Genomic DNA, 22,388 nt, shown 5'->3' on the forward strand with positions numbered 1-22,388 from the left:
TATTTTGTTTGATTCCTAAAACTCAGGCTCCAAATACAGAAAAAAGCATTTTTTATCGAAATAAAAAAAAGCCACTACATTTTAGAAATGCGCGGCTTTCTTACTAAAAAAAATTTGGCTTTACGGTAATACTGCCGGATATAGAATTGGGTATTTACCTACATCTACACCTTTTAAGTTTGATCCATATTTAGCATTGATCGCCTCAATAAATTTGTTTGCGATAAAAGCATAACCTCTTGGCGATGGATGAACACCGTCTAAAGAGAAAGTTCCTCCTGTTACAAATGTTGACAACATTGTGTAGTTATTAGCTACAATTCCTCCTTCATCAATTTTCTTCATAATCGCGTTTGCATCTACAAAAGCAAGACCTTTAGAATCTGCAAGTGATTTTATAGTTGCATTAAATGCATCTGTTGCTGTTTTTAATTCTGCAACTTCTGTTGGAATCAAAACATATTTATCTTGTAACGGATATGTGATTCCAAATTTATCTAATGGTGCCGGTGGCGCTATTCCTAATCCAGAATTCGCCGCTGTTGGAGCCGCACCAATTGCTGATTGTGTTGTCAAAAGAACTAAATCTGTTGCTGTTGCCTGACGAGCTTGTCCAAAAATCGCACCATAGAAAGCAGCTTTCTGAGCACCCAAAGTAGGTGTAAAAGCAGCTGTTAACTGAGCAGACAAGTTTGTTAAAGACTCATCTTTTATCAATAGCGGATTTGATCCTGTTGCAGACAATAAGCTAATTCTTGTTCCTGCACCAAAAGCAGTTAACGCTTGGTTTAACGGCCCGTAAAGTTGCGCGTTCAAAGCATTAATCGTTGCCGCACCAACAGCTTCACTGCCTCCTCCCAAAACTTTTGCTGTTAAAGGATTATAAGGAACTGTCTTAAAAAACGGAATTGAAGTTACATATGGAATATTAGCCACAACTCCTTTTGCTCCTGTCGAAGTCAAAGTAGTCACAAGAGCTCCATAAGTTCCATCAAAACCAACACCTGGCGCACCAGAAGCCGGCGTAATTGGGTTTGAGCCATCTCCACCCGAAGTTGCATATCCCAATACATCATTATTTCCAATCCATAAAGAAAAGAAGGTTGGCGCCTGACTCATTGCATAAGCCAATACAGATGTTGATCCGTTTGGAGCAAAACGCACATAGTAGGGATTTGCTGTTCCGTTTGCCAAACCAGCTGCCGCTCCATAAGTAGGAGACAATAAATGAAAACTCTTAGCACCCGGAACTCCTGTATTGTTATATGGTCCGGCTGCAGGAATTGCAGGATTCAGAACTTCTGTTGTAGACGATCCGCTTACCGGAACCGGCGCTGTACCATTAAAATACAATCTTGGCCCAAAAGCCGGATTCACCTGTCCTCCAAAAAGCAATCCTCCTATATTATCATTTGTATATGGAATTTTAAATTCTCCGCCTCCAACAAGTTTAAATTGTTGTGCCAAAATATTAGTATAAGCTCCTTCCTGACCTTTTTTAAACAATGCACCATCACTAAACCCCGAAGTTAAAGAATTTCCTAATGCAACATATTTTGAAAAATTAGCAGAACCGGCAGTCAAAGGCAATCCATCAGACGAATCTACTACTGTTGTAGCGTTGTCATCACTATTACAGGCTACAAAGGTCAACGAAACCAATAAAAGCCATTTGAAATTTTTTATCATAATTTATATATTTTAAAATTATCACTTTCTAAATCTTTCTTAAAGAAAAGTAAATAACATATTTGTTTTATCTGAGATTTTGCAATTACGGATTGATTGTCCAAGAAGCAAAATATTGCTGACCAATAGCTCCTGCTCCAATTACCTGAACATATTCTTTTCCTCCAATATTTGCAGCTCCTACTTTGAAAACAGATTTCAATACTGGTACTGCATAATTAATTTGCGCATCAATTACTGTAGCCGATTTAATTAAACCATCAGCAAAACTAGATTCCCACATGTATTCACTATTCCATCTTCCGCTTACATTAAATCCGAAGTTTTTGAATAATTTCTCATTTCCAAGAGACGCTTTAATTCTGTGTTTTGGTGTATTAAAACCAGCTTCAAAACTTGGATCTTTTGCCTGATCAAAATCAAATTGTGCATAGTTATAATTTAATCCTAACTCAAAATCAGCAATTACCTTTTTAGAAAGTCCAACACCAAAACCTAATGAATGAATTTCAACATCTGAGTTTGTATACAATTGGTATGCCCTGTATTCTCCATTTTGGATTGCACGAACAGATTGAAAACCTGGATTTGATGGTCCTGCAGCAAGATTAGGATTGTCCTGAGCTTCTCCATAATAAGTAGAAATAACATTTAGGTTACCAATAAAGTCATTGTAAATATTATAATATCCGTTTACATCTATAGAAAAACCTTCGAAAACAGAACGATATCCTAACTCAAAAGCTTTTACTTTTTCAGGTTGTACCAAATTTGCTCTTGCTTTTTTCAACAATGCTGCTGCCGCAATTGGATTACTTCCTGCCATAGCAGCAAAAGCAGTTACTGAACTTGCGATATAAGAGTTATCATAAGCATCGTACCCTGTCATATTTTTCGTTGCACTTCCGCCATTATATAATTGACCTTCGGCACTAACATTAAAAGTCTCACTAAATCTTCCCAAGTTATCAGGAGCAGAACCAAGCAAAACAGCATTTCCAATATTGAAACCAATATATTGATCTTGTGTAGATGGATTTCTGAAACCTGTTTGAAAAGATCCTCTGAAATTATGATTCTTCTTTTCTCCTCCAGAATAAACAAGTGCTAACCTAGGAGAAAAATTTCCGTCGAAATTTTTTGATTTATCATAACGAATAGATCCCGTGAATTTTAATCTATCATCCATGAATTTTTTCGCTAATTGCGTATAAGCTCCATATTCATTATAATTAATAGGACCGTTTGCATCTGTATAGATTCTTCCGTGCGAATTCAACTCATACAATCTAAAAGATCCTCCAACCTGAATTTCAGCCCATTTTATCATTTCTTTAAAGTTATAATTGGCATCAGAATGATAAATTCTTGAATTATCAACCAACTTAGAACCTGTCAATACGCTTTCATCAGCAATTACCTGATTGAAAGCATTTTTAAATGCTGCTGATCCCGGTACGTAACGTCCTGTGTCAGCAGTACTTCTTGCAATCGAATGTGCTTGTTCAGGAGTAGCTCCGCCTAAAGTAGACTGAATATACGCTCCTGCATACTGACCAAACCATGTTTTATCATCTTTCCATTTTCTATCTACATTGATCCCTGTAAACACCATGTCATAAGATTGTCCACCATCTTCTGATGTTGTATATCCTCTTAAAAAGAAGTTCTTCCCTTTAAATTCTATTTTATGTTGTTGCATTGAGAAGTTATTCAGATAATATCTGTTTGCTCCCTGATAAACAGCATTACCAAAACCAAATTTACTTTGCCAGATAATTTCTAATCTTTCATCTCCAAAAGGTCTTGCGTGAAATGAAAAATCTATTTTTGTATTACCCGCTTTATTATCTGTAAGATCTGTTTCATTATAACCAGTTCTACTAACATTAGTATTTGGCAATAAATTTACAGCTCCAGCAGGAATCAATCCTAAACTTGCCAATGATTGCCCTACACCTTTTAGGTTTGTAGAAACTTCATCACCATAAACATTTATTCCATCATAATTCGGATTACTTCTATCGATTCCGGCAGTCGTTTTATCACTATAATCTGTAGCATACCAATCAGTAGCTTTCATATAAGTAAAGTTAGCTTTGACAGCAATATATTTATTGAATGCATGAGCCATTCTAATCCCAAAATCATAATATATATTGTTACCTGCAGCATTTTGAGAAGTTTGCCCCATTTTCAAATAAGTCGAAATACCCTGACTTGTAAATGGACTTTTACTGTTCATAAACAAAATTCCGTTAAAAGCATTTGCCCCATATAATGCAGAAGAAGCTCCCGGTAAAAGCTCAACACTTTGAACATCTATCTCAGAAACTCCAATCATATTACCAAGTACAAAATTCAACAATGGAGATGAGTTATCCATTCCGTCAACCAATTGCATGAAACGAGTATTTGCTACAGTTGCAAATCCTCTGGTGTTTACAGATTTAAAAGTCATACTACTTGTATTCATCTGTACCTCTTTCATATTCTCCATACCATCATAAAAAGATGGCGAAGCAGTTTTTTTAATATCCTGAATTCCCATTCTCTCAATGGTAACCGGAGATTCCAAAACACGCTCAGGAGTTCTTGAAGCAGAAACTACAATTTCATCCAGTTTGTTTTCTTCATCTTTCAAAACCACATCTATCTTTTGGTTAGCCGATGTAACATTTACTGTCTTGGAAGTAAATCCAACTGCAGATACTTTAATCGTAAATGGCGGTTTAGTTGAAGTAGTTAATTTAAATGTCCCATCAAAATCTGTAGAAGCACCACTACGATCTCCTACAATAACAATGTTGGCACCAGGAATAGCTTGTTTGTTACCGTCAGTAACAGAACCAGTAATTGTATTCTGCGCAAAGGATATTCCGCTGAAAAACAACATAATTAGTAAATACACTCTCATGTTAGGTTTGTTTTTGGTTAGTTTATATAGCCAAAATACAAATATTTTTAATATTAATAAAAAAACGTTAAAATAAATTAATATTTAGCATGTTTTTAGCTAGTATTTTAACTATTCGTCAGTTCGATTTATTAAATTAAAATCAAACATCAAACACCCAATTCACAAATTACTATGCATACATATAATTTTTAAGAAAAAAAATAAGGATTTAATAAAAATACACGGGTAAGAAAAAAAATATGGCAATAAAAAAAAGCAAGACACAAATCTTGCTTTTTTAACACTTTTATAGTCTTAAACTATCTTGTCTGTAACTCTACTTTTTCTAATCTTTGTTGCAAATCGATTATTTGTTTATTCTGACCAATCATATACAAAGTCATTTCTTCTATTTTCTGAAGCAATTTAGCATTCATCTCACCAAGATTAATTCCGTTTTTTAAAACTTCTTCTTCACTTGGAATATTTTTCAAATGCCCTTTCTCGGCAATATGTTTTTCAACTTCTTCAAGCGTTGGTAAATTGTATTTTTTTTTGAAAACAAAATCTGCCCAGCCTATCATGTCAACTTTTACTTCTTTTGAATGGATTATTCCGTTAACATCTAATTTATTTAGCGGGTTAAGAACACCTATCCCTACATTACCGTTACCTAGAATTCTCATTTTTTCTGTTTGACCCGTAGAATATAATTCTTGTGTAAAAAATTGCATTCCATATGTATTATAACCACTACTTTGGGTAATTGTTCTTATAGAAGTTCCAAAAGTATTATAGCTCCCTAAACCTATAGAATGTGCAATCATAATAGAAGACTCATTATCAATGTTTGAGGAATTTCTAACTAAGATATTTCCGCCTTTAACTTCTAGTTTTGCCAGCGGAGTTATTGTTCCAATCCCTACATTTTTATCAGCGCCAAATGTTATAACCGAATTAAGCCCATAATTTATATCAAGATATGCAGCACCTGCAATATCCCTTGCTGTAAAATCCCATAATCCACCAGTATGACCATAAGGACGTAGCGATAAACGAATAATCTCACCTGCGGTATTTGCAGGCGCTTCTTGTTTACCTATTTTTAAATTTGTATCGAAATTAACACTCCCACTTGGAGGAACATTATTTTGAGAAAAAACATTTGGCATCCCAACAAGGATAAATAACAATATAAGCTTATTCATGGTCATTTATTTTATTTTTTGTTCAATCTGATATAATCTTTCAGAAATAGATTCAAGATTTTTGTTTTCAACACTTAACAGTTGAATTTCTTTCGTTTGCTTTTCATTTTCTTTTTTCATCTCAATCATATAAAGCGTCATTTCTTCGATCTTCTGCAATAATTTAGCATTCATTTCGCCCAGATTAATTCCGTTTTTCAAAACTTCTTCTTCACTTGGAATATTTTCTAAATGTCCTTTTTCGGTAATATATTTTTCTACTGCTTCAAGAGTTGGCAAATTGTATTCTTTTTTAAAAACAAAATCTGCCCAGCCTGTAGCCTGCACTTTTATTTCTCTTGCTGCAATTGAACCTTCGACCGCAAGTTTATGAGTTCCTGTAGTTGCTGTTCCAATACCTAAACTTCCATTTGAAGTTAAGGTCATCTTTTTATCCCCATAAGAATACCATGAAAATAGTGGTCTATTTTTTACTGAAGAGTCACTAAGTCTCGAATCAAAGATCATGATAGGCTCTGTTCCAGTATCATTTGCTAACTCAACAGCACTTATCATATAAAGAGCTGCTCTATTATCACTAACATGATATGCATGTAAAGCAGGTATGAATTGCCCATTTGAACCTGTAGTATTAGCGATTTTGATATAATCCTGAGGAGCATCTCCCACGCTTAATTTTAACAATGTTTCTCCACCAACGATTGCTGTACTTGTGATTTCAACTTTTCCGTTAGCAACCTCCATTACATTACGGCTGGTTTTATCTCCAAAGCGTATTCCTCCATGCCAGTGCAAATCCAAACCAGAAGAACCTGTCACTCCATATGTTCCAATTGTATAATTACTTGCATCATTAAACCCTACTATTGGCAAGGTACTCTGACTATAAATACTAATTGTAAACAATGCAAACATTATTACAAAACAAGATGACAATTTTACTTTTTTCATTTTTAAATTATTTTTTCAACTTAATAATTAAAGTCATTTTTATAAATATACCACTACAAACCAAAACTTACGTCACATAAAATGTAGAAAAAACGTGAAAAAATACAGCCTCTTTATCCATTTCGATCTTTCTGAATACAGAAGAATTATTAACACCTCAAAAGCTGTGCGAGCGTTTATTCTAACACAATTATATTTTCTTTCAATAGCTTTATAGCAAACATAGTTCTCACTTGGGCAAGCTAAAACAGCTTTTATTGGATTTTAGTTATCGCAAGCCAAACGAAAGGATCCATATAAGGCATGGGGTTTATTTTATTTTTTGCTCAATCTGAGATAATCTATCAGAAATAGATTTAAGATCTTTGTTCTCAATAATTAAAAGTTCTATTTTCTTGTTTGACTTTTCAATTTCTTCTGATTGTATTTTATTTTTCTTTTCCTCTTCAATAAGGTAAAGCGTCAATTCTTCGATTTTTTGCAATAATTTAGCATTCATTTCACCTAGATTAATTCCGCCTTTCAAAACTTCTTCTTCACTTGGAATATTTTCTAAATGCCCTTTTTCGACAATATGTTTTTCAACTTCTTGAAGCGTTGGCAAATTGTATTCTTTTTTGAAAACAAAATCTGCCCAGCCTGAAGCCTGAACTTTTACTTCTCTCGCTGCAATTGAACCTTCGACTGCTAATTTATAAACTCCTGTTGTTGTCGTACCAATACCTACATTCCCATCTGGTAAAACATTTAAACTTGAATTACTAAAAGACGGCATTGGAGAACATACAATCCACCAATCTGTACCGGTACTTTTGTATTTGTCAAACTCAGCCTCACTTACAAGTACGGAACTATACATACTAAAACTATTTGCTTCAAAGGCTTGATCAAAAGAATTACCCTTTACTACTGCCTGAGGATGCCAGATTGAATTAATTTGTTTATTAGCATTATATTCCAACGTATTAATACCATCCCATTTTATCATTAGGACCGTAAAGCTTTTACCCGGATTTCTGGATGCTACAATTGCATATCCACTAGCTCTTGCATTTTGTTGTTGCGTTGATGCGATCGTCTGTGCTTTTCCTGTCATCGCAAGAAGAAGTACAAAAACAGTAATAAAAAGTCTACTTGATTTTTTCAATTTTATATAATTTAGATTTATTTAGAACCTTCATGCTCTGTTTTGTAAAAACAAAATAACACCAAAAGCATTTTCTATAAATGCATATTTTTAATACATTTCTTACAAATATATAAATATAATCTAAAACTTACATAATATAATATCGAATAAAAGAAAAATGCATAAAAAAGCTATTTCTTTTCTAGCTTTTTTTATGCATTTTAATATCCCTGATCTAACACAAATCCTTTCGTGTGGCACAAAGAAAGATATGATGTATTTAAAATCAGTAGCAACCAGTAAGTTCTCTTTTTGGGTCAGGCAATCAATAACTTTACTAAAAATATAGATAATCCTCAGTTTTACAAACCAAAAATATTCTATCAGTTTTTAGTTATCTCAAACCACACGAAAGGATTCGTGCGGGAGCGGGGGATTACTCTTAAATCAGTTAATTTGGGTTGCGTATCTGATTTAAAAAATTCTCGCTACCAAGCTCTAATTCCTTTAATACTTCTAAAAAATTTTCGTAATTTGCTATAAAGTTGTGCATTGAATTGTTTATGTCGCAAGTACAATTTACTGTTTTTTTTAGCAGGTTGCACAACTTTTATTTATTAAAATGTAAATGCACTACGGGTTTATTTATTTTATTTCCTACACTACCTTCTCCTTTCTCATATATACCCAACAATCTAGACTATTAAGATTTAATAAAATATCAGTAGAAAAAACACATTTTTCTTCCACCTCTGAAAATTCAATATCTGCTAAAACCTCGACTGCAACATCACTTACATTTTCGTAATCATCTTCATTAGGTTCTCTTTCTAAGTAAAATATTAAAATTAATTTTCTTATACCTTCAAATCCCATGGCAATAGCCCTTATTTCTGGATATATCATCCCTAGCAAAGCTCTCTGAATAGATAATAAAGCGATTCTTTTTTATTTCATTATATACCATATATTTTAGTTTTTAAGGAATTGGTAGTGTCGAAGGAATAATGTGTACTCCTGTCATTTTTAAGTCGTCTATTATAGACGACTTAAAAAAAGACTGGGAAATAAAAAATAGTACAACAAAACCAGTCTTCATTGAATTCCTATGAATATAATTTACTTAGCTAAAAAACATTCTGTGACAAAATCTCAATAGGCTTATCATTGTTTCCCCTTATTTAAAACAAATCAGATTCAACTAAAACATAAACCTTTTCAATAATGTCATAATAACAAAATATACAATTAAAGAAATGATAATTATTGCGATTACTTTTAGACACTTAATAGTCGAAGTCCCTTCTTGTCTAAAAATATTATAATTCATCATAGTAGCAATTACCCCTATAACACCTCCAATAGCACCTCCAAAAAAAAGCAACAAAATTGGAATTCCACCTAAAACATATTGAAACCATTTGAGTTTTTCAGCTATATTATTTTTGACACCATTTATTTCTAATCCTGGAATTAGATCAGGAAAAGTCTGTTTTGGAAAAGCTTTTAAAAATTCGTTATTAGCTTTTGGAATAAGGAAAGGTTTACCTTTCTCTTTTGATTGTTCTAATTGTTCACTATTCATAAACAATTTTAATCGACCTGTCCAAATTGACACTTCTAATGCAAAATTTGCATCAGGGAAATCGGGTAATTTAAAATGGTGTTTTGTAATCTTATTTCTTTTAGAGTCCTCAATAGTCAAACTGGCATTATTCTTTGTATTACTTTCAGTTATGAGTAATTCAAAACCACAAACATTGCAATATTTAGCATTTACATTAATTGATTGACAATTATTACATTCAATTTCTTTCATTTTTTATATTATTATTTCTAATTGTTTTTTAGCAACAGCAATAAATTCCTTTTTAATATCTGACTTGACATCAAACAATCCCATTTCATAATATTTTATTTCGAATAATTTTTCAATTGAAAAAATAATATCCTCTATATCTTCATCTGTTTAAAAAAGCAAATGAGCATAATCATAATTAATTCTAAATTCGACTGTTTCTTTCATTTTTAATTATAGATCATTAATCATATTTAAAAAAAAACTTTTTGCCTGCACATTATGTCACAAATTACCTTTCAAAGATTTATTATTTGAATGTCGGATAATGTGGGAAATCATATTCACCCGTTTTTGCTCTATAAATAATACTTTCCGGATTAATGACCATTCCTATCTCAGCATTCCTATTTAGCCCCTCTAGCTTTCCAACTTTAGTAGATTCTAAATCTCCTATTTTCCAAACATACCAATTATCCGATATCTTAACTGGAGTTTGTCCTTTCATTACTCCATAATCATTTGTGTCACGAAATAAAATATTTTCAAATGTTCCCACATCTTTAATATTACCTGCTTTTTCCCAATGACCGAGTTTTACACCCCATTTCGTTACACAATGAGCATAAAAAAAAACTTCATCATTTATGACTTCCAATAAATCAGGGCTGTCTTCTAATAGATAAACTTTTTTAAAGCATCTAATAACATCACTATTTAACTGTTTCAAATCATTTGTTATGTATTGAAAATAGCGTTTATTAAAACTATCAATTTTAATAAAAAAAACATCTCCTATTTTTGTATTTACTCTTTTCATTTTAATTATGGTTTAATACCGTATTGCTCCCAATATTTTGGTGCAATGGAATTTCTAATATTTAATAAATTTTCTTTTCCAGATTGATTTATTAGAGATTGTTCAATAATTCGTGCATTTATTCTACTTAGATTTTCATAACCGTCAATTACTCTATATTCTAATAATGCTTTAGATCCTCCAGAATTGAAATGTTCACCGAATCTTATAAACGGGTCTCTCTGAGTAATTTCAAAATATTCAACTTTTCCCGTTATTCTATTAACTCCTTGATAAACTGAATTAATTCCTCCTTGATCTACAATCTTATTAAATGCTGGATTTTTAGAAAGATCAACATAACCTGAATTATCAACACCAGCCGTGCTACTCATGTTTATTGGCTCCTGCTGTGTCCTTACCGCCTTATCGTATGCTATTTGAGCATCTTTAGTAAAGGTATCAGTACTTTTAGCTATTACAGATGGTTTTGGTGCTCCAGTTATAGGATTTAGGCCTTGTGTCTGTGCTGCTTTATATCCTTGATAACCACCAGAAACTATTGATATTGCTGCTGTAATACCTGAATTAGCAAATGGATCTTGACCTTCTACAACATTACTAAGACCATTCAAAGTCAAATTGTAACAAGAGAATAGGCTGTACCATTAAGAATTCCAGCCGGTGCAAAATTAGCTGCATATCCTCCCGCAGCCCCAAAGACACCACCTTTAAGCCCTCCATAAGCACCATCCCACATTACTTGACCAAAACCATTTCCGTTTAGAGCTGATCCCGTTACACCTCCTGCAAAACCTGAAGCCGCACCTGTTATCATAGTTGCAGGTAAAGGCGATGTCATTCCTGCAGTTGCATTATAAGTTTCACACCAAATACCTCTTTCTTAAAATTTAATTTTGCTTAATAGCATCTTCAGGAATTTTTTCTTTAAACACTTTTTTATACCGCTCTAAGTCGTCAGAAGAATTGACGGGATAATTTAAGAGTATAAAACTATTCTTAGGATTTGCCTTTTCGTAAATAACTAGATACAAAAGACTCAAATCTGGTTTATCATTTGGAATATCAACATAATAATTCTCTCCATAAGAATGAACAAAAAACTGATTATCAATAGAGTAAACATATTTAATGGAATTACCTGTATCTCCTTTTCCCTTAAGATTAGTAACAATATATTGCTCTATACTCCCCGTAGTTAAATAAAAATTATTTTTTAACAATGCAACATTTTTATCTTGTTTACTATTTAAATAAATACCAGCTACTAATCCTATAATTAATATAATTAATAAAAACTTAAGTTGAATATCAATTGTTTTAAAGTTCCTCATAAAGTAAAAAACAATAAACAATACAATGATTCCGAAAATTGATATAATTATTTTTGTATGATCGCCTAGATTAAAAAATTCTTTCATAATAAATAATGTTTAGATAAATTATCCTTTAAATTGTGGTTTAAGCTTAGGAGCATAAAACGAAGGGGGAATCACATTTCTTCCTGGTATAATATAATTAGGAATCACAAGACTTGGATTTATATTAAAAGGCGTTATTGGTCTTAACTCTAAGGAATATATTAATGGTGATGGTGTTTGAGGTATATAAGAAGGCTGCGACACAAATCTACTTAATCCTGTAAATCCTCCACCAATAGCACTAAAACCTAAATTCACTGGATCTAAAGCTCCTTTAAAACTTTCAGCAGGATTTTTACCTCCTGTACGAACTAAATCGGTAGTGACATTTCCCAAAAAATTTGAGGTAACTTCTCTTGTTACACCAGTAATAATAGAATTTAAGGCATTATTCCCTCCTATCAGACCATTCGTAAAAGTAGCATCAAATTTTAAACCGATTCCTCGCGTTACAAATCCTCCTGCAACAGCTGACCCAGTATTTATTAACGTTTGCTGCATGTTTTCTCCTTTAATAGCTGAATTCATAAATGATTGTACTCCTGCCCCTATAACAACTCCATAAGGACCACCATAAACCGTTAATGCCCCAGAAGCTGCTCCTGACACAGTATAACCAGTAAATTTATCCCATTTAATATCTGAGAATTTACCAGTTCCTCCAGTAATATTATCCCAATTTTGATAAACATTTATTGCAGCACTAACCACAATTATTCCAACTATAACTAAAGGAACAATTTCTCCACTAGGATCCGTATACTTTACAGGATTATTCCAACAATATCCGTAACGATTAAAATTCTGTGTATTAAACGGGTCTTGCACAAAATTATCCGGCTGTAAAAAACGATGCAATTTAGGATCGTAAATACGACCATTCATATTGATGAAACCTGCACTTTGCAAATGTTCATGACCTGTATACCCACGATCTAAAACGGTTAATCCAGTAAGTTTATTTCCTGCTCCATCCTGTACACTCACAATGGCGCCCCAAGCGTCAAACAATCGTTTCTCGACAACTGCTCCGGCCTGATTTGTTATCGCTACGATAGAACCTTGGTAATCTCGTTGTAAATATAAATAATCTTCCGCCGTATTGGTACTTCTAAATACTATTGGTGCAGAATATCCATCACCATCAATATAAGTTATAAACTCAAAAGTACCTGTTAAACTATTTTCTTTAATCTCCATACTGCCATCTCCAGAGTAGTATTTTTTGAGCGGTCTATCTAATATTTTATCTTGTAAACCTCCGTAAAACATTGCCGTACGACTACTGTTGTCATTATAAGCAAAACTTATTTTATCAATACCCTTTTCGTCAATAAGTACTGGGCTTTTGAAAGTATTATAGGTTATAATCTGCGATGGTTTTGTAGTATAATAAATTAGCGCCTCAGGTGTTGTTACAATAGATGCATTTTGATAAGGATTATCTTTAGAATAACTATAAGTTCCTAAATCATTTTGAGTAATTCGCCCCTGATCATCATAAAGTTGCTTTTCCTGTAAACCCTTTACATTTGTAAATTCTATAAGACGATCTTGCGTATCGTATTTAAAGCTTTCATTACGGCTAAACAAACTGTTTGTTCTACTGGTAAGATTTCCTTTTTTGGCATCAAAAACCGTATTTAAAGTCAAAATATTTATCGAACTAGCTGTTTTGTCGTACTTTGATTGAGAAGCCAAACCATATACATCATAATTATTTGTAATTGTTGTTGGTCCGTTTTGCGCACTAGTAAGTTGTCCTCTTGCATTTACAGTATTGTTCTGCCATAATACAGCATTTGTGGCATTGTCTAACAATTGCCAATGCGAGCCATTTTTATAGCTGTTTTTTATAGTTTTTGAACTCGATTTTCCGCCTGAGATTGCGGTTGATGTTTCTGTATTTATACGTCCAAAACTATCATAACTAACTTCTTTTGTAAATACCGCATAGGGTGTTGTTTCTACTGTTTTATTAATTCTTTTGAAAGCATCATATGTAATTGAATTCAATATCGTTTTTGTACCATTTGCAAAATCATCAAATTTGCTCAAAGTCAACAACTTGCTTAAAGGATCGTACGAATATGTTGTTTGGGAATCTGTAATAGGTCCTTTGATTGTTTTTTGTGACAATTTACCAACATCATCTAATACGTAAGTCGTTGTTCCGTTTGGTGTCTCTTCACTTTTTAACTCACCAAACTCATTATATTTATAGATATATGTACCTGCAGACGAATCAATAAGTCGTTCCTTTCTACCGTAGATATCTTGTTTTATTGTTGTTTTTACCCCTGCATAATCAGACTCACTTAAACTTCCGTTAGCGAAGTAAGTGTATTTGATGGTTCCTCCAGGATTATCTGTCATAGAGACGACATTGCCCATGGCATTTTTAACAGACGTTTTTGATTTTGTACCATCATTTATAGTTGTTGTTAATACAGAATAAGTAATATCAGTTACTTTTCCTGTAAATGCGATACTTTTAATTACTCTGCCATAAATATCGTATTTGGTTTCGCTCCACTGGGTTCCCGTTGATCCAAAATAAGGTTCGCTTATTTTATAATTTCTGTCATGAATATCATAAACATAGTCGATATAAGAGAAGCTTCCCATTATATTTTTGACACCAACTTTTATTTTTCTTCCTAAATCGTCAAATGTTTCTTCGCTTACACTGCCGTCATCCGCTGTAGATGTTACAATTGTTTCTTGACCACTACGAGTGTAAGTGTAGTTATTCTTTTTCCCTAAATAATCTGTAGTAGTTGTCTTTTTAGACCAGGAATCATATAAATAGGAAGTCGTTAATCCATAAGGATTTGTTTCAGATTTTAATGTGCCATCTGTATTATAAACAAATGATGTTGACAATCCCTCAATATCAGTACTTTTTATTAAAAAACGACCAGAAAGGTCATATCCATAACTAGTAACCCTAGGCGTGAGTCCTGTGGCTGTAATTGTCTTTTCAGTAATGTTACCAAAACCATCGTACGAATTATCCTCGATAAGATAATTGGTCGCTACATTTGCTTTTTTCTTAATTCTCGAAAGAAGTTGCTTATCATTGTATTCATACACTTCCTCACTTCTTGAAATATCACCCGTTACCGCTACGGTTTGTATTTTGCTTTCCGGTCTTCCAATAATATACGGAGATACAGTTGGAGTTTTATATGTAACAGTTCCTGTAGTTGTTTGTACAATTGTTCCAGCCTCCTTTAATACTGTGCTTGATTTTAAAATATTATTATATTGATCAAATTCTATATTATTTGTTTCTGTACTTGTGTCATCTAAACCATTAAACTGTTTCGTTTTAATATTTTTAATTTTAAAAACTTTATTTGGCAAAAGCTCACTTTCATAAGTCAATAATGATTTTGTTATAAAACTGGAAGGCGTATTGGGAGAGTTATTATTTGCTTCCTCGTTTATTTTTGCCGAAAATGTACTGCCGGGTTTAATCCATGTATCAGGCTTTAACGTGATACTTTGTGTTGCTACTAAATGATCCGTTCCTGATACGGTATATGATCCTTCTTTTGTAATCGTTCTTGCTGTCTGGTTACTACTTGGCATCAAAGGGCTTCCAAGTTCCAATACTGTGTAATTTTCTGTATTTGATCCTCTTAAAGTGATGTCGTTTTTTGCTATAGTCGAAATCATACCACTATCATCGTCGTACCAATTGGTTCGTACTGTCGATCTAAAACCTAAGAAACCTAAGCCTTCAGTATTAGAAACAGCTCCTGCATATAAGAATTGCTGTTTTTTATTTACATCTTTACTTTGTTTCTCAAGAAATGAAACAATTTTAACTCCGGAAGCTACTACAATATCAATATTAGGGTAGATACCTGTTAGAGCTGTTGGTGTATATACAGGCTCGTAAGGATCTTGTTGTAAAGGTTTGTATGTTATTATTTCTTTAACTCCATTACCTGTTGTGATTCCTTTTAACAAAACATCTACTCTATTGTCTTTGGGACTATTAAAAGATATTATCGCATTATCACTTATTAAACTATATTCTAAATTTTGATTGATTTTATTATGATTTGTAAAAACTGGAATTGAATTTCTTTTTACTCCAGCAAGTTGAGATGATTTATTAATCAAGTTAAAACTAATTGCACTTCCTGTACACGACATATTTTCAAGCAGAACTAATTTGGTAACTTGTGGCTCTCCCTTTCTTGCATACATATCCTTATCACCCATAATATATTCTACAGTAAGATTCTGCTGATACAAAATGTCTGTTTTTCCATCGCCGTTAAAATCATTCGCAATAAAAGTTCCTTCGTTTAAACTATAAGTGTTTGTAGGGAAACCCACAACGCCATAATATCCAACAGCTGAAGTATAATAAGCTAAGCCTATTGGTGTATTTAATTTATAAAATTTTGTACCTGTAGAAAAATAAAAATTCCAACTATCTTCATTATCCTTTTGTGGTATTACAAAATCCATTTTTCCATCGCCGTTAAAGTCACCAAATAAAATTTGCCTGTTAAGGTCCATACTTGCATCGGCAATATCATTTTGAAACAAGAGAACCAGCTTATTATCTTTATTTAAGGTATAAACTTTTATAAAATTAGACTCAAAAACATAAATATCTGATTTTCCATCGCCATCAAAATCAGCAACAAAATATTTTTTAATAGAAGTATCGTTATTCTCAATACTTCCTATATTCTCAGGCTCATTTGAAGTAATTCGCCTGTCTAAATTAAAAAAATGTGCCGTTCCTCCCTTGTATAAAGGTCTTTGATACTCAGTTGTTTTATTCCCAAAATTGCAAACCTTCATATCGTAGTAAAAACTTTTCTCTATGGCAATAACATCAGTCAATCCATCTCCGTTAAAATCTCCGCTTAAATATTCTATAGGGATGTTTTCTAATATTACTCCGGTATAATCTTTTGGATCACAATAAGACCAATTAGATGCTTTCGTGACTGTTTTGCTAAAATTGTATTGCTTTTCATAATGTTTAAAAGCCGCAAAAGTTGATCCTTTTCCGTAAATTGAAATTGTACAATTTTTATCTGTTTTCCTTAAAATCCCCCAACCTTGTGGCAACATTTTATTATCTGAACTCAAAAAAGCTACAGGAAAAATATTCTCAAACGTCCCAACGTTTTCTAAACTACCAGTACTATACCCACCTGGTACTAAACTCGAATAAAGCGTGTAATTATTTTTTAATCCTTCAATTTTTGAATACAAAATAATATCTGTTTTTCCATCATCATCAAAATCACCGGATATATAATCAGTATTTGCATAATTAACTCCTGACATGCCAATTGTTGCAGGATTATTGATTATCATAGGAACGTCACTAACAGTAGTATCATAACTAAATGTAGTAGGATTATAACTCTTAGAATTATCTCCATTTTTTTCTGTAATACTAATTAAACGGTCATACCCTAAAGAAGTCTCTTCTTGCTTTAAAAGATAATTTCTAAAACCTATACCGTTCCCAACTACATTAATTTCTTTAAGTATCGCATTTCTAGTGATACTTAAGCCACCTATATAAGCTTGTTCACCACGCTTTTTAGTATCATATTTAAACTTAATCTCATTGATTGGTGTTTGAGTAGTCACACTGCCATATTTTATAGAAGCTATATCCAACGTATTATTATCCAAAGAATAAGCATAACTAATTCTCACGCCTTGTGGATTCTCCCAATAAGTAATTGCCCAGTCTGTTACAGAACGTGAATCTGCAGAGTTACCATAATATGCTTTTGAACCATCCGGATACTCAACTAAAAAATATGCCGGACCGTACTTAGCTCCTATGGGGTTTACACCAAAAGATGTTATCTTTAAACTTGAGAAGCTCTCGGTTTCATAAACAGTTTTCTCTACCCCGTAAACTCCATTTGTTCCATTTTTCACTATCAATCTTTGTCCATCTAGTGCGAAACGGTCTAAACTATTAAAATCTACCGCATCAATTATTCCATCATGAAATTTAGTCGCAGGAATTCTGGAAATTGCTGATACACCCGAAATATTCCAGCCATAACCAGCTATGCCATTCCCCCCTTGGCTATTATACCCCAAACTTATCTGTGGCAATATTCCATTGATCCCTGGAGGTACAGCAATTGGAATCGTATAATTTGCACCTCCAGACAAGGAAACAGACAATTGACCTTCTGTAACACCAACTTCTGTTGACTGCCCTGAAACCAAAAAACCAAACAATAAAAAAACAAGGGTTAAATATAAATTCTTCATAGCATTTATTGTTTAATGATTTTGATAGATTTCTCGCCCCCGTCTTTATATGAAAGTAATACTAGGTAAACACCTGTGGTATATTGTTGAAAAGGAATATTTAAATTGTTTAAACTGCTATTGGTTTGATAGGTTTGTAAAACCTGTCCTGTTATAGAATAGACATAAACAGTCGTTACATAATTGTCATTGACAAGCTGCCATTGCAAATACAATTGTTCTTTTACAGGATTTGGATAATAAGAGATGACATCATTGGGTGAAAATTTCAATAAATCATCTTCGACAATGGCTTCAACTTCCTTGACCTGTTTTGCAGATGTTGATACACAAGTAATGCACAATGTTCTATTGATTTGATTTCCAGCTGCATCATAACCAAAAGTAAGCTTGGTTTGTGCATTTGAAGTAAAATAGAATAATAAGAAAAAAACTGGTAGATATTTACTCATAAGGCTTAAAAATTAAATACATTTCCTACAAATATATATTTATAATTCAAATCCTACAAAATAAAAAGATAAATAAAAAAATAAGCGCATAAAAAAAGCGAGACGTAAGTCTCGCTTTTAAAATTATATTGTTTTATAAACCTTATTCTACAGTAACTGATTTTGCCAGATTACGTGGCTGATCGACATTACACCCTCTCATAACTGCAATATAATAAGATAGTAATTGCAAAGGAATAGTTGTAATCAATGGAGATAAAGCATCTGAAGTTTCAGGAATCTCGATTACATAATCAGCCAATTCACGAACTTGTGTATCACCTTTAGTAACTACAGCGATAATTTTACCGCTTCTTGATTTTATTTCTTGGATGTTACTTACAATTTTATCATAATGACCTTGTTTAGGCGCAATCACGATAACCGGCATATGCTCATCGATAAGCGCAATAGGACCATGTTTCATCTCTGCAGCAGGATAACCTTCAGCATGAATATAAGAGATCTCTTTAAGCTTTAAAGCACCTTCTAATGCTACCGGAAAGTTATATCCACGACCTAAATATAAACAGTTTGGAGCATCTTTAAAAGCTGCTGCAATTTCTTTTGCTCTGTCGTTTGTTTCTAATGCTTCGGCTACTTTTTCAGGAATTATTTCTAATTCTTGTAAGTACGTATGAAAATCAGTGTTTGATAATGTTCCTTTTGCTTTTCCTAATCGCAAAGCAATCATAGTTAAAACTGTGATTTGCGTTGTAAAAGCTTTAGTTGAAGCAACTCCAATTTCAGGTCCTGCGTGTGTATAAGCACCTGCATGACTTTCTCTTGAAATAGATGAACCTACCACATTACAAACTCCAAAAACAAAAGCACCGTTTTCTTTTGCCAATTTAATAGCTGCCATAGTATCTGCCGTTTCTCCTGATTGAGAGATTGCAATAACTACATCATTTTTATTGATGATAGGGTTTCTGTATCTAAACTCAGAAGCATATTCCACTTCTACCGGAATACGGGTAAACTCTTCAAAAATATATTCTGCTACTAAACCTGCGTGCCATGAAGTACCACAAGCAACAATAATGATTCTGTCAGCGTTTAAGAATTTTTCAAGATTATCTTCAACACCAGCCATTTGAACAATTCCTTCATTTGCATGAAGTCTTCCTCTGTAAGTATCTTTTATAACACTTGGCTGCTCATAGATTTCCTTAAGCATGAAGTGATCATAACCTCCTTTTTCGATTTGCTCCAAATTCATTTGAAGTTCCTGAATATAAGGATCTACTAAAGAATCATCTTTTATTTTTCTAACTTTAAGAGGTTTGTGCAATCTGATATTTGCCATTTCACCATCTTCAAGATAAATTGCATTCGAAGTATATTCGATAAACGGTGAAGCATCAGAAGCAATAAAAAACTCTCCTTCCCCAACCCCAATCGCTAATGGACTTCCTAATCTTGCAGCAACAATTTCGTTTGGATTCTTTTTGTCGAAAACTGCAATTGCATAAGCACCAACAACCTGATTTAAGGCTACCTGAACTGCTTTACCTAATTTAATACCTTCCTTTTTTTGAACTTCTTCAATTAAGTTCACTAAAACTTCAGTATCTGTATCCGATTTAAAAGTATAACCTCTTTTTTTTAATTCTTCTTTAAGCGGTGCATAATTCTCAATGATTCCATTATGAATAATAACCAACTCACCAGAATTTGAAAGATGTGGATGTGAGTTTACATCATTTGGAACTCCGTGTGTAGCCCAACGTGTATGCCCAATTCCTATACTTCCATTCGTCGTCAAATTATCTTTTGCTTTTGTTTCAAGATCTGAAACTTTACCTTTTGTTTTACAAAGTTTTATTCCGTCCTGGTCATCATACAACATAACACCAGCACTATCATATCCTCTGTATTCGAGTCGTTTTAATCCTTTGATTACAATAGGATACGCCTCTCTATGACCGATATATCCAACAATTCCACACATATATATTTATTAATTTGGTTTCGTGTAATAAACTTGGAGTTTTAGCCTTTTACTAGGATCTACATTAGATGTTCCTCCATACAAAATCGTACCTAACGGCCCCATAACTGAACCGGCTGGCGCTTCAGAAATAACGTCGTTTTTCAACTTTAATTTATTCGACGCAACAACACTAATTCCTTCTGTTACTGCTAAGCCCAATCTAATATTTTTTACAGTAGCATCTTTTATAAGAGCTCTGATATGTTTTGTAATTCGAACTTTATAACTTACTCCTCGTTGGGTAGTTGCATCAACCGCAATTATACCACCAAAAACAGCTCTATTTAGTTTTGAATCAAAAGCATTTGTACTACTATCAACATAATCAGCAATAATTGTATTATTATCCAGATCATATAGATAAACTCTTTTTGGCTCATTTACTAAATCCTCTTTTTTACCACTAGGATTGTAAGCCATCTTTTCTGCATCTATGTAAAAAACTAAATTAGCCTCATTAACCAACCACTTTTTAACGATAACATTATGTCTGATTTCGTCTAATTCATCTGAAACACCATTAGGTTGGTTTACTAACTCATTCTTATCATTATATCCTATAACATCAGTTTTATTAAAAAGGTTAATAACAGCCAATGATCCCTGACCTCCTTTTAGATAAAGTCTGTCGTCACCAGTATCTTTATTTCTATTGGCAACCGCAGCTTTATAATCAGAATTTTGTACGTCATTAAGCAAATTTGCTGTTGCTCCTGACAAATTGATCGTTATGGTTTTATCTTCTGTTGTAGCTTCAGGATCCGTTGTAATCGCTGTTTTTGCTTTATACTTTATAGTGATTTTAGCAGGGCCAGCTGGTTTTAAAAAATCCAACAATGCCATACATGACGGACTAGTACCTGATTTTTCAACCTGAAAATACAATCCTTTAAAATACTGCTGAAAAACATCTTGTGCTGAAAGATTTGCTGCCGAAGCATTTAAAATTTTCTTCTGAAAAAAAGCTTTATCCAAATCCAACTGCATTTGTGGCGCAGAATAAGTATCTGTATATACTACCGGATTGGCATTGGCATCTACCGCAGTTTTAGTTACCGTTTGTAGTGGACTAAAAACGAATTCATCATTCTGTGCTTTATCAGTCGAGTTATTTAATCTTTCTGGCTTGCCTGTTGCAACATCCTTTACTCTATTATCATAAAAAAAAGGATTTTGATCTGTATAATATAATTGCCCTAAAAGAGAACCATTCCCATCATAATAACTATTATACATTTGCGCTCCGGATTCATAAACACTAAGTTTAAGTTTTCCGTCTTTTGGTCCGTAAATAGAATCCAATGTATAAAAATTACCTCCTTTTGGATCAACCGCACCTTGTTTATAAAAATAAGGTACTGTAAGCACAACACTTTCTATAACTGGACTTTCACCAATAGTTGGTTTATATTCCGACAACGAAACCTGACAAGCAAAATTTGCTGTAGTCTGACCAAAAACCTGATTATCATAAATTCCTAAACCAAAAAGCGGCAATGCGTTTGACTGAACAGGAGTTACTTCCTGATTAAATGCCGTAACACTATATTGTTCAGGAACTAAATCAAAATGATTATCACCAATTAATTCGTCACCAATAGCGTTAAAATCTTTATCGCAAGAATACAAAAGAACAACAGTTGCAACTAATAGAATTTTCTTAATAAAAGAAGTATTATACATGTTTAATTATAAAGTTAA

15 protein-coding genes are annotated in these 22,388 nt (G+C 33.0%); all 15 read right to left on the bottom strand.

Annotation, left to right across the window (positions count from 1 at the left end; all coding sequences use genetic code 11):
* Positions 1 to 120: 120 nt before the first annotated feature.
* Positions 121 to 1,689 (bottom strand): G-D-S-L family lipolytic protein, encoded by a 1,569-nt coding sequence (locus WN975_RS18375; RefSeq protein ID WP_337967764.1) that lies wholly within the window; start codon positions 1,687 to 1,689, stop codon positions 121 to 123.
* Between the two features lie 85 nt (positions 1,690 to 1,774).
* Complete coding sequence (locus WN975_RS18380) at positions 1,775 to 4,606, bottom strand: TonB-dependent receptor (protein WP_337967765.1); 2,832 nt, start codon at positions 4,604 to 4,606, stop codon at positions 1,775 to 1,777.
* 302 nt (positions 4,607 to 4,908) lie between these two features.
* The gene (locus tag WN975_RS18385; RefSeq protein ID WP_337967766.1) at positions 4,909 to 5,796 is read right to left on the bottom strand and encodes a hypothetical protein; all 888 of its coding nucleotides are present in this window, start codon (positions 5,794 to 5,796) and stop codon (positions 4,909 to 4,911) included.
* A gap of 6 nt (positions 5,797 to 5,802) precedes the next feature.
* Positions 5,803 to 6,747, bottom strand: coding sequence for a hypothetical protein (locus WN975_RS18390; protein ID WP_337967767.1), 945 nt, complete (start codon positions 6,745 to 6,747; stop codon positions 5,803 to 5,805).
* Between the two features lie 310 nt (positions 6,748 to 7,057).
* Positions 7,058 to 7,894 carry a tail fiber protein gene (locus tag WN975_RS18395; protein ID WP_337967768.1) on the bottom strand — a complete coding sequence of 279 codons (837 nt, stop codon included), beginning with the start codon at positions 7,892 to 7,894 and terminating at the stop codon, positions 7,058 to 7,060.
* Between the two features lie 639 nt (positions 7,895 to 8,533).
* Complete coding sequence (locus tag WN975_RS18400; protein WP_337967769.1) at positions 8,534 to 8,782, bottom strand: hypothetical protein; 249 nt, start codon at positions 8,780 to 8,782, stop codon at positions 8,534 to 8,536.
* Between the two features lie 295 nt (positions 8,783 to 9,077).
* Entirely contained in the window at positions 9,078 to 9,695 is a 618-nt protein-coding gene (locus WN975_RS18405) for a hypothetical protein (RefSeq protein ID WP_337967770.1), read from the bottom strand.
* 289 nt (positions 9,696 to 9,984) lie between these two features.
* Positions 9,985 to 10,494 carry a hypothetical protein gene (locus tag WN975_RS18410; protein ID WP_337967771.1) on the bottom strand — a complete coding sequence of 170 codons (510 nt, stop codon included), beginning with the start codon at positions 10,492 to 10,494 and terminating at the stop codon, positions 9,985 to 9,987.
* A 5-nt stretch (positions 10,495 to 10,499) separates the two neighbouring features.
* Complete coding sequence (locus WN975_RS18415) at positions 10,500 to 11,108, bottom strand: hypothetical protein (protein ID WP_337967772.1); 609 nt, start codon at positions 11,106 to 11,108, stop codon at positions 10,500 to 10,502.
* A gap of 2 nt (positions 11,109 to 11,110) precedes the next feature.
* A complete protein-coding gene (locus tag WN975_RS18420; protein WP_337967773.1) occupies positions 11,111 to 11,335 on the bottom strand; it encodes a hypothetical protein in 225 nt (74 codons plus the stop codon).
* Between the two features lie 49 nt (positions 11,336 to 11,384).
* Positions 11,385 to 11,915, bottom strand: a complete 531-nt coding sequence (locus tag WN975_RS18425) for a hypothetical protein (protein WP_337967774.1) — start codon at positions 11,913 to 11,915, stop codon at positions 11,385 to 11,387.
* 21 nt (positions 11,916 to 11,936) lie between these two features.
* Positions 11,937 to 18,200: an RHS repeat-associated core domain-containing protein gene (locus tag WN975_RS18430; RefSeq protein ID WP_337967775.1), complete on the bottom strand. Its 6,264-nt coding sequence runs from the start codon at positions 18,198 to 18,200 to the stop codon at positions 11,937 to 11,939.
* A 5-nt stretch (positions 18,201 to 18,205) separates the two neighbouring features.
* On the bottom strand, positions 18,206 to 18,652 hold the full coding sequence (locus WN975_RS18435; protein WP_337967776.1) for a T9SS type A sorting domain-containing protein: 447 nt from the start codon (positions 18,650 to 18,652) through the stop codon (positions 18,206 to 18,208).
* A gap of 142 nt (positions 18,653 to 18,794) precedes the next feature.
* Complete coding sequence (gene glmS, locus WN975_RS18440; protein WP_337967777.1) at positions 18,795 to 20,645, bottom strand: glutamine--fructose-6-phosphate transaminase (isomerizing); 1,851 nt, start codon at positions 20,643 to 20,645, stop codon at positions 18,795 to 18,797.
* 9 nt (positions 20,646 to 20,654) lie between these two features.
* On the bottom strand, positions 20,655 to 22,370 hold the full coding sequence (locus WN975_RS18445; RefSeq protein ID WP_337967778.1) for a DUF4270 domain-containing protein: 1,716 nt from the start codon (positions 22,368 to 22,370) through the stop codon (positions 20,655 to 20,657).
* Positions 22,371 to 22,388 lie beyond the last annotated feature (18 nt).

The sequence above is a fragment of the uncultured Flavobacterium sp. genome (assembly GCF_951805225.1).
Lineage (GTDB): Bacteria > Bacteroidota > Bacteroidia > Flavobacteriales > Flavobacteriaceae > Flavobacterium.

Bases quoted from the DNA above. Each gene is read 5' to 3' on its own strand.
- WN975_RS18385 (WP_337967766.1), bottom strand. From the start codon at position 5,796: ATGAATAAGCTTATATTGTTATTTATCCTTGTTGGGATGCCAAATGTT.
- glmS (WP_337967777.1), bottom strand. From the start codon at position 20,645: ATGTGTGGAATTGTTGGATATATCGGTCATAGAGAGGCGTATCCTATT.
- WN975_RS18425 (WP_337967774.1), bottom strand. From the start codon at position 11,915: ATGAAAGAATTTTTTAATCTAGGCGATCATACAAAAATAATTATATCA.
- WN975_RS18375 (WP_337967764.1), bottom strand. From the start codon at position 1,689: ATGATAAAAAATTTCAAATGGCTTTTATTGGTTTCGTTGACCTTTGTA.
- WN975_RS18405 (WP_337967770.1), bottom strand. From the start codon at position 9,695: ATGAAAGAAATTGAATGTAATAATTGTCAATCAATTAATGTAAATGCT.
- WN975_RS18390 (WP_337967767.1), bottom strand. From the start codon at position 6,747: ATGAAAAAAGTAAAATTGTCATCTTGTTTTGTAATAATGTTTGCATTG.
- WN975_RS18435 (WP_337967776.1), bottom strand. From the start codon at position 18,652: ATGAGTAAATATCTACCAGTTTTTTTCTTATTATTCTATTTTACTTCA.
- WN975_RS18430 (WP_337967775.1), bottom strand. From the start codon at position 18,200: ATGAAGAATTTATATTTAACCCTTGTTTTTTTATTGTTTGGTTTTTTG.
- WN975_RS18400 (WP_337967769.1), bottom strand. From the start codon at position 8,782: ATGATATATCCAGAAATAAGGGCTATTGCCATGGGATTTGAAGGTATA.
- WN975_RS18380 (WP_337967765.1), bottom strand. From the start codon at position 4,606: ATGAGAGTGTATTTACTAATTATGTTGTTTTTCAGCGGAATATCCTTT.
- WN975_RS18445 (WP_337967778.1), bottom strand. From the start codon at position 22,370: ATGTATAATACTTCTTTTATTAAGAAAATTCTATTAGTTGCAACTGTT.
- WN975_RS18420 (WP_337967773.1), bottom strand. From the start codon at position 11,335: ATGACATCGCCTTTACCTGCAACTATGATAACAGGTGCGGCTTCAGGT.
- WN975_RS18410 (WP_337967771.1), bottom strand. From the start codon at position 10,494: ATGAAAAGAGTAAATACAAAAATAGGAGATGTTTTTTTTATTAAAATT.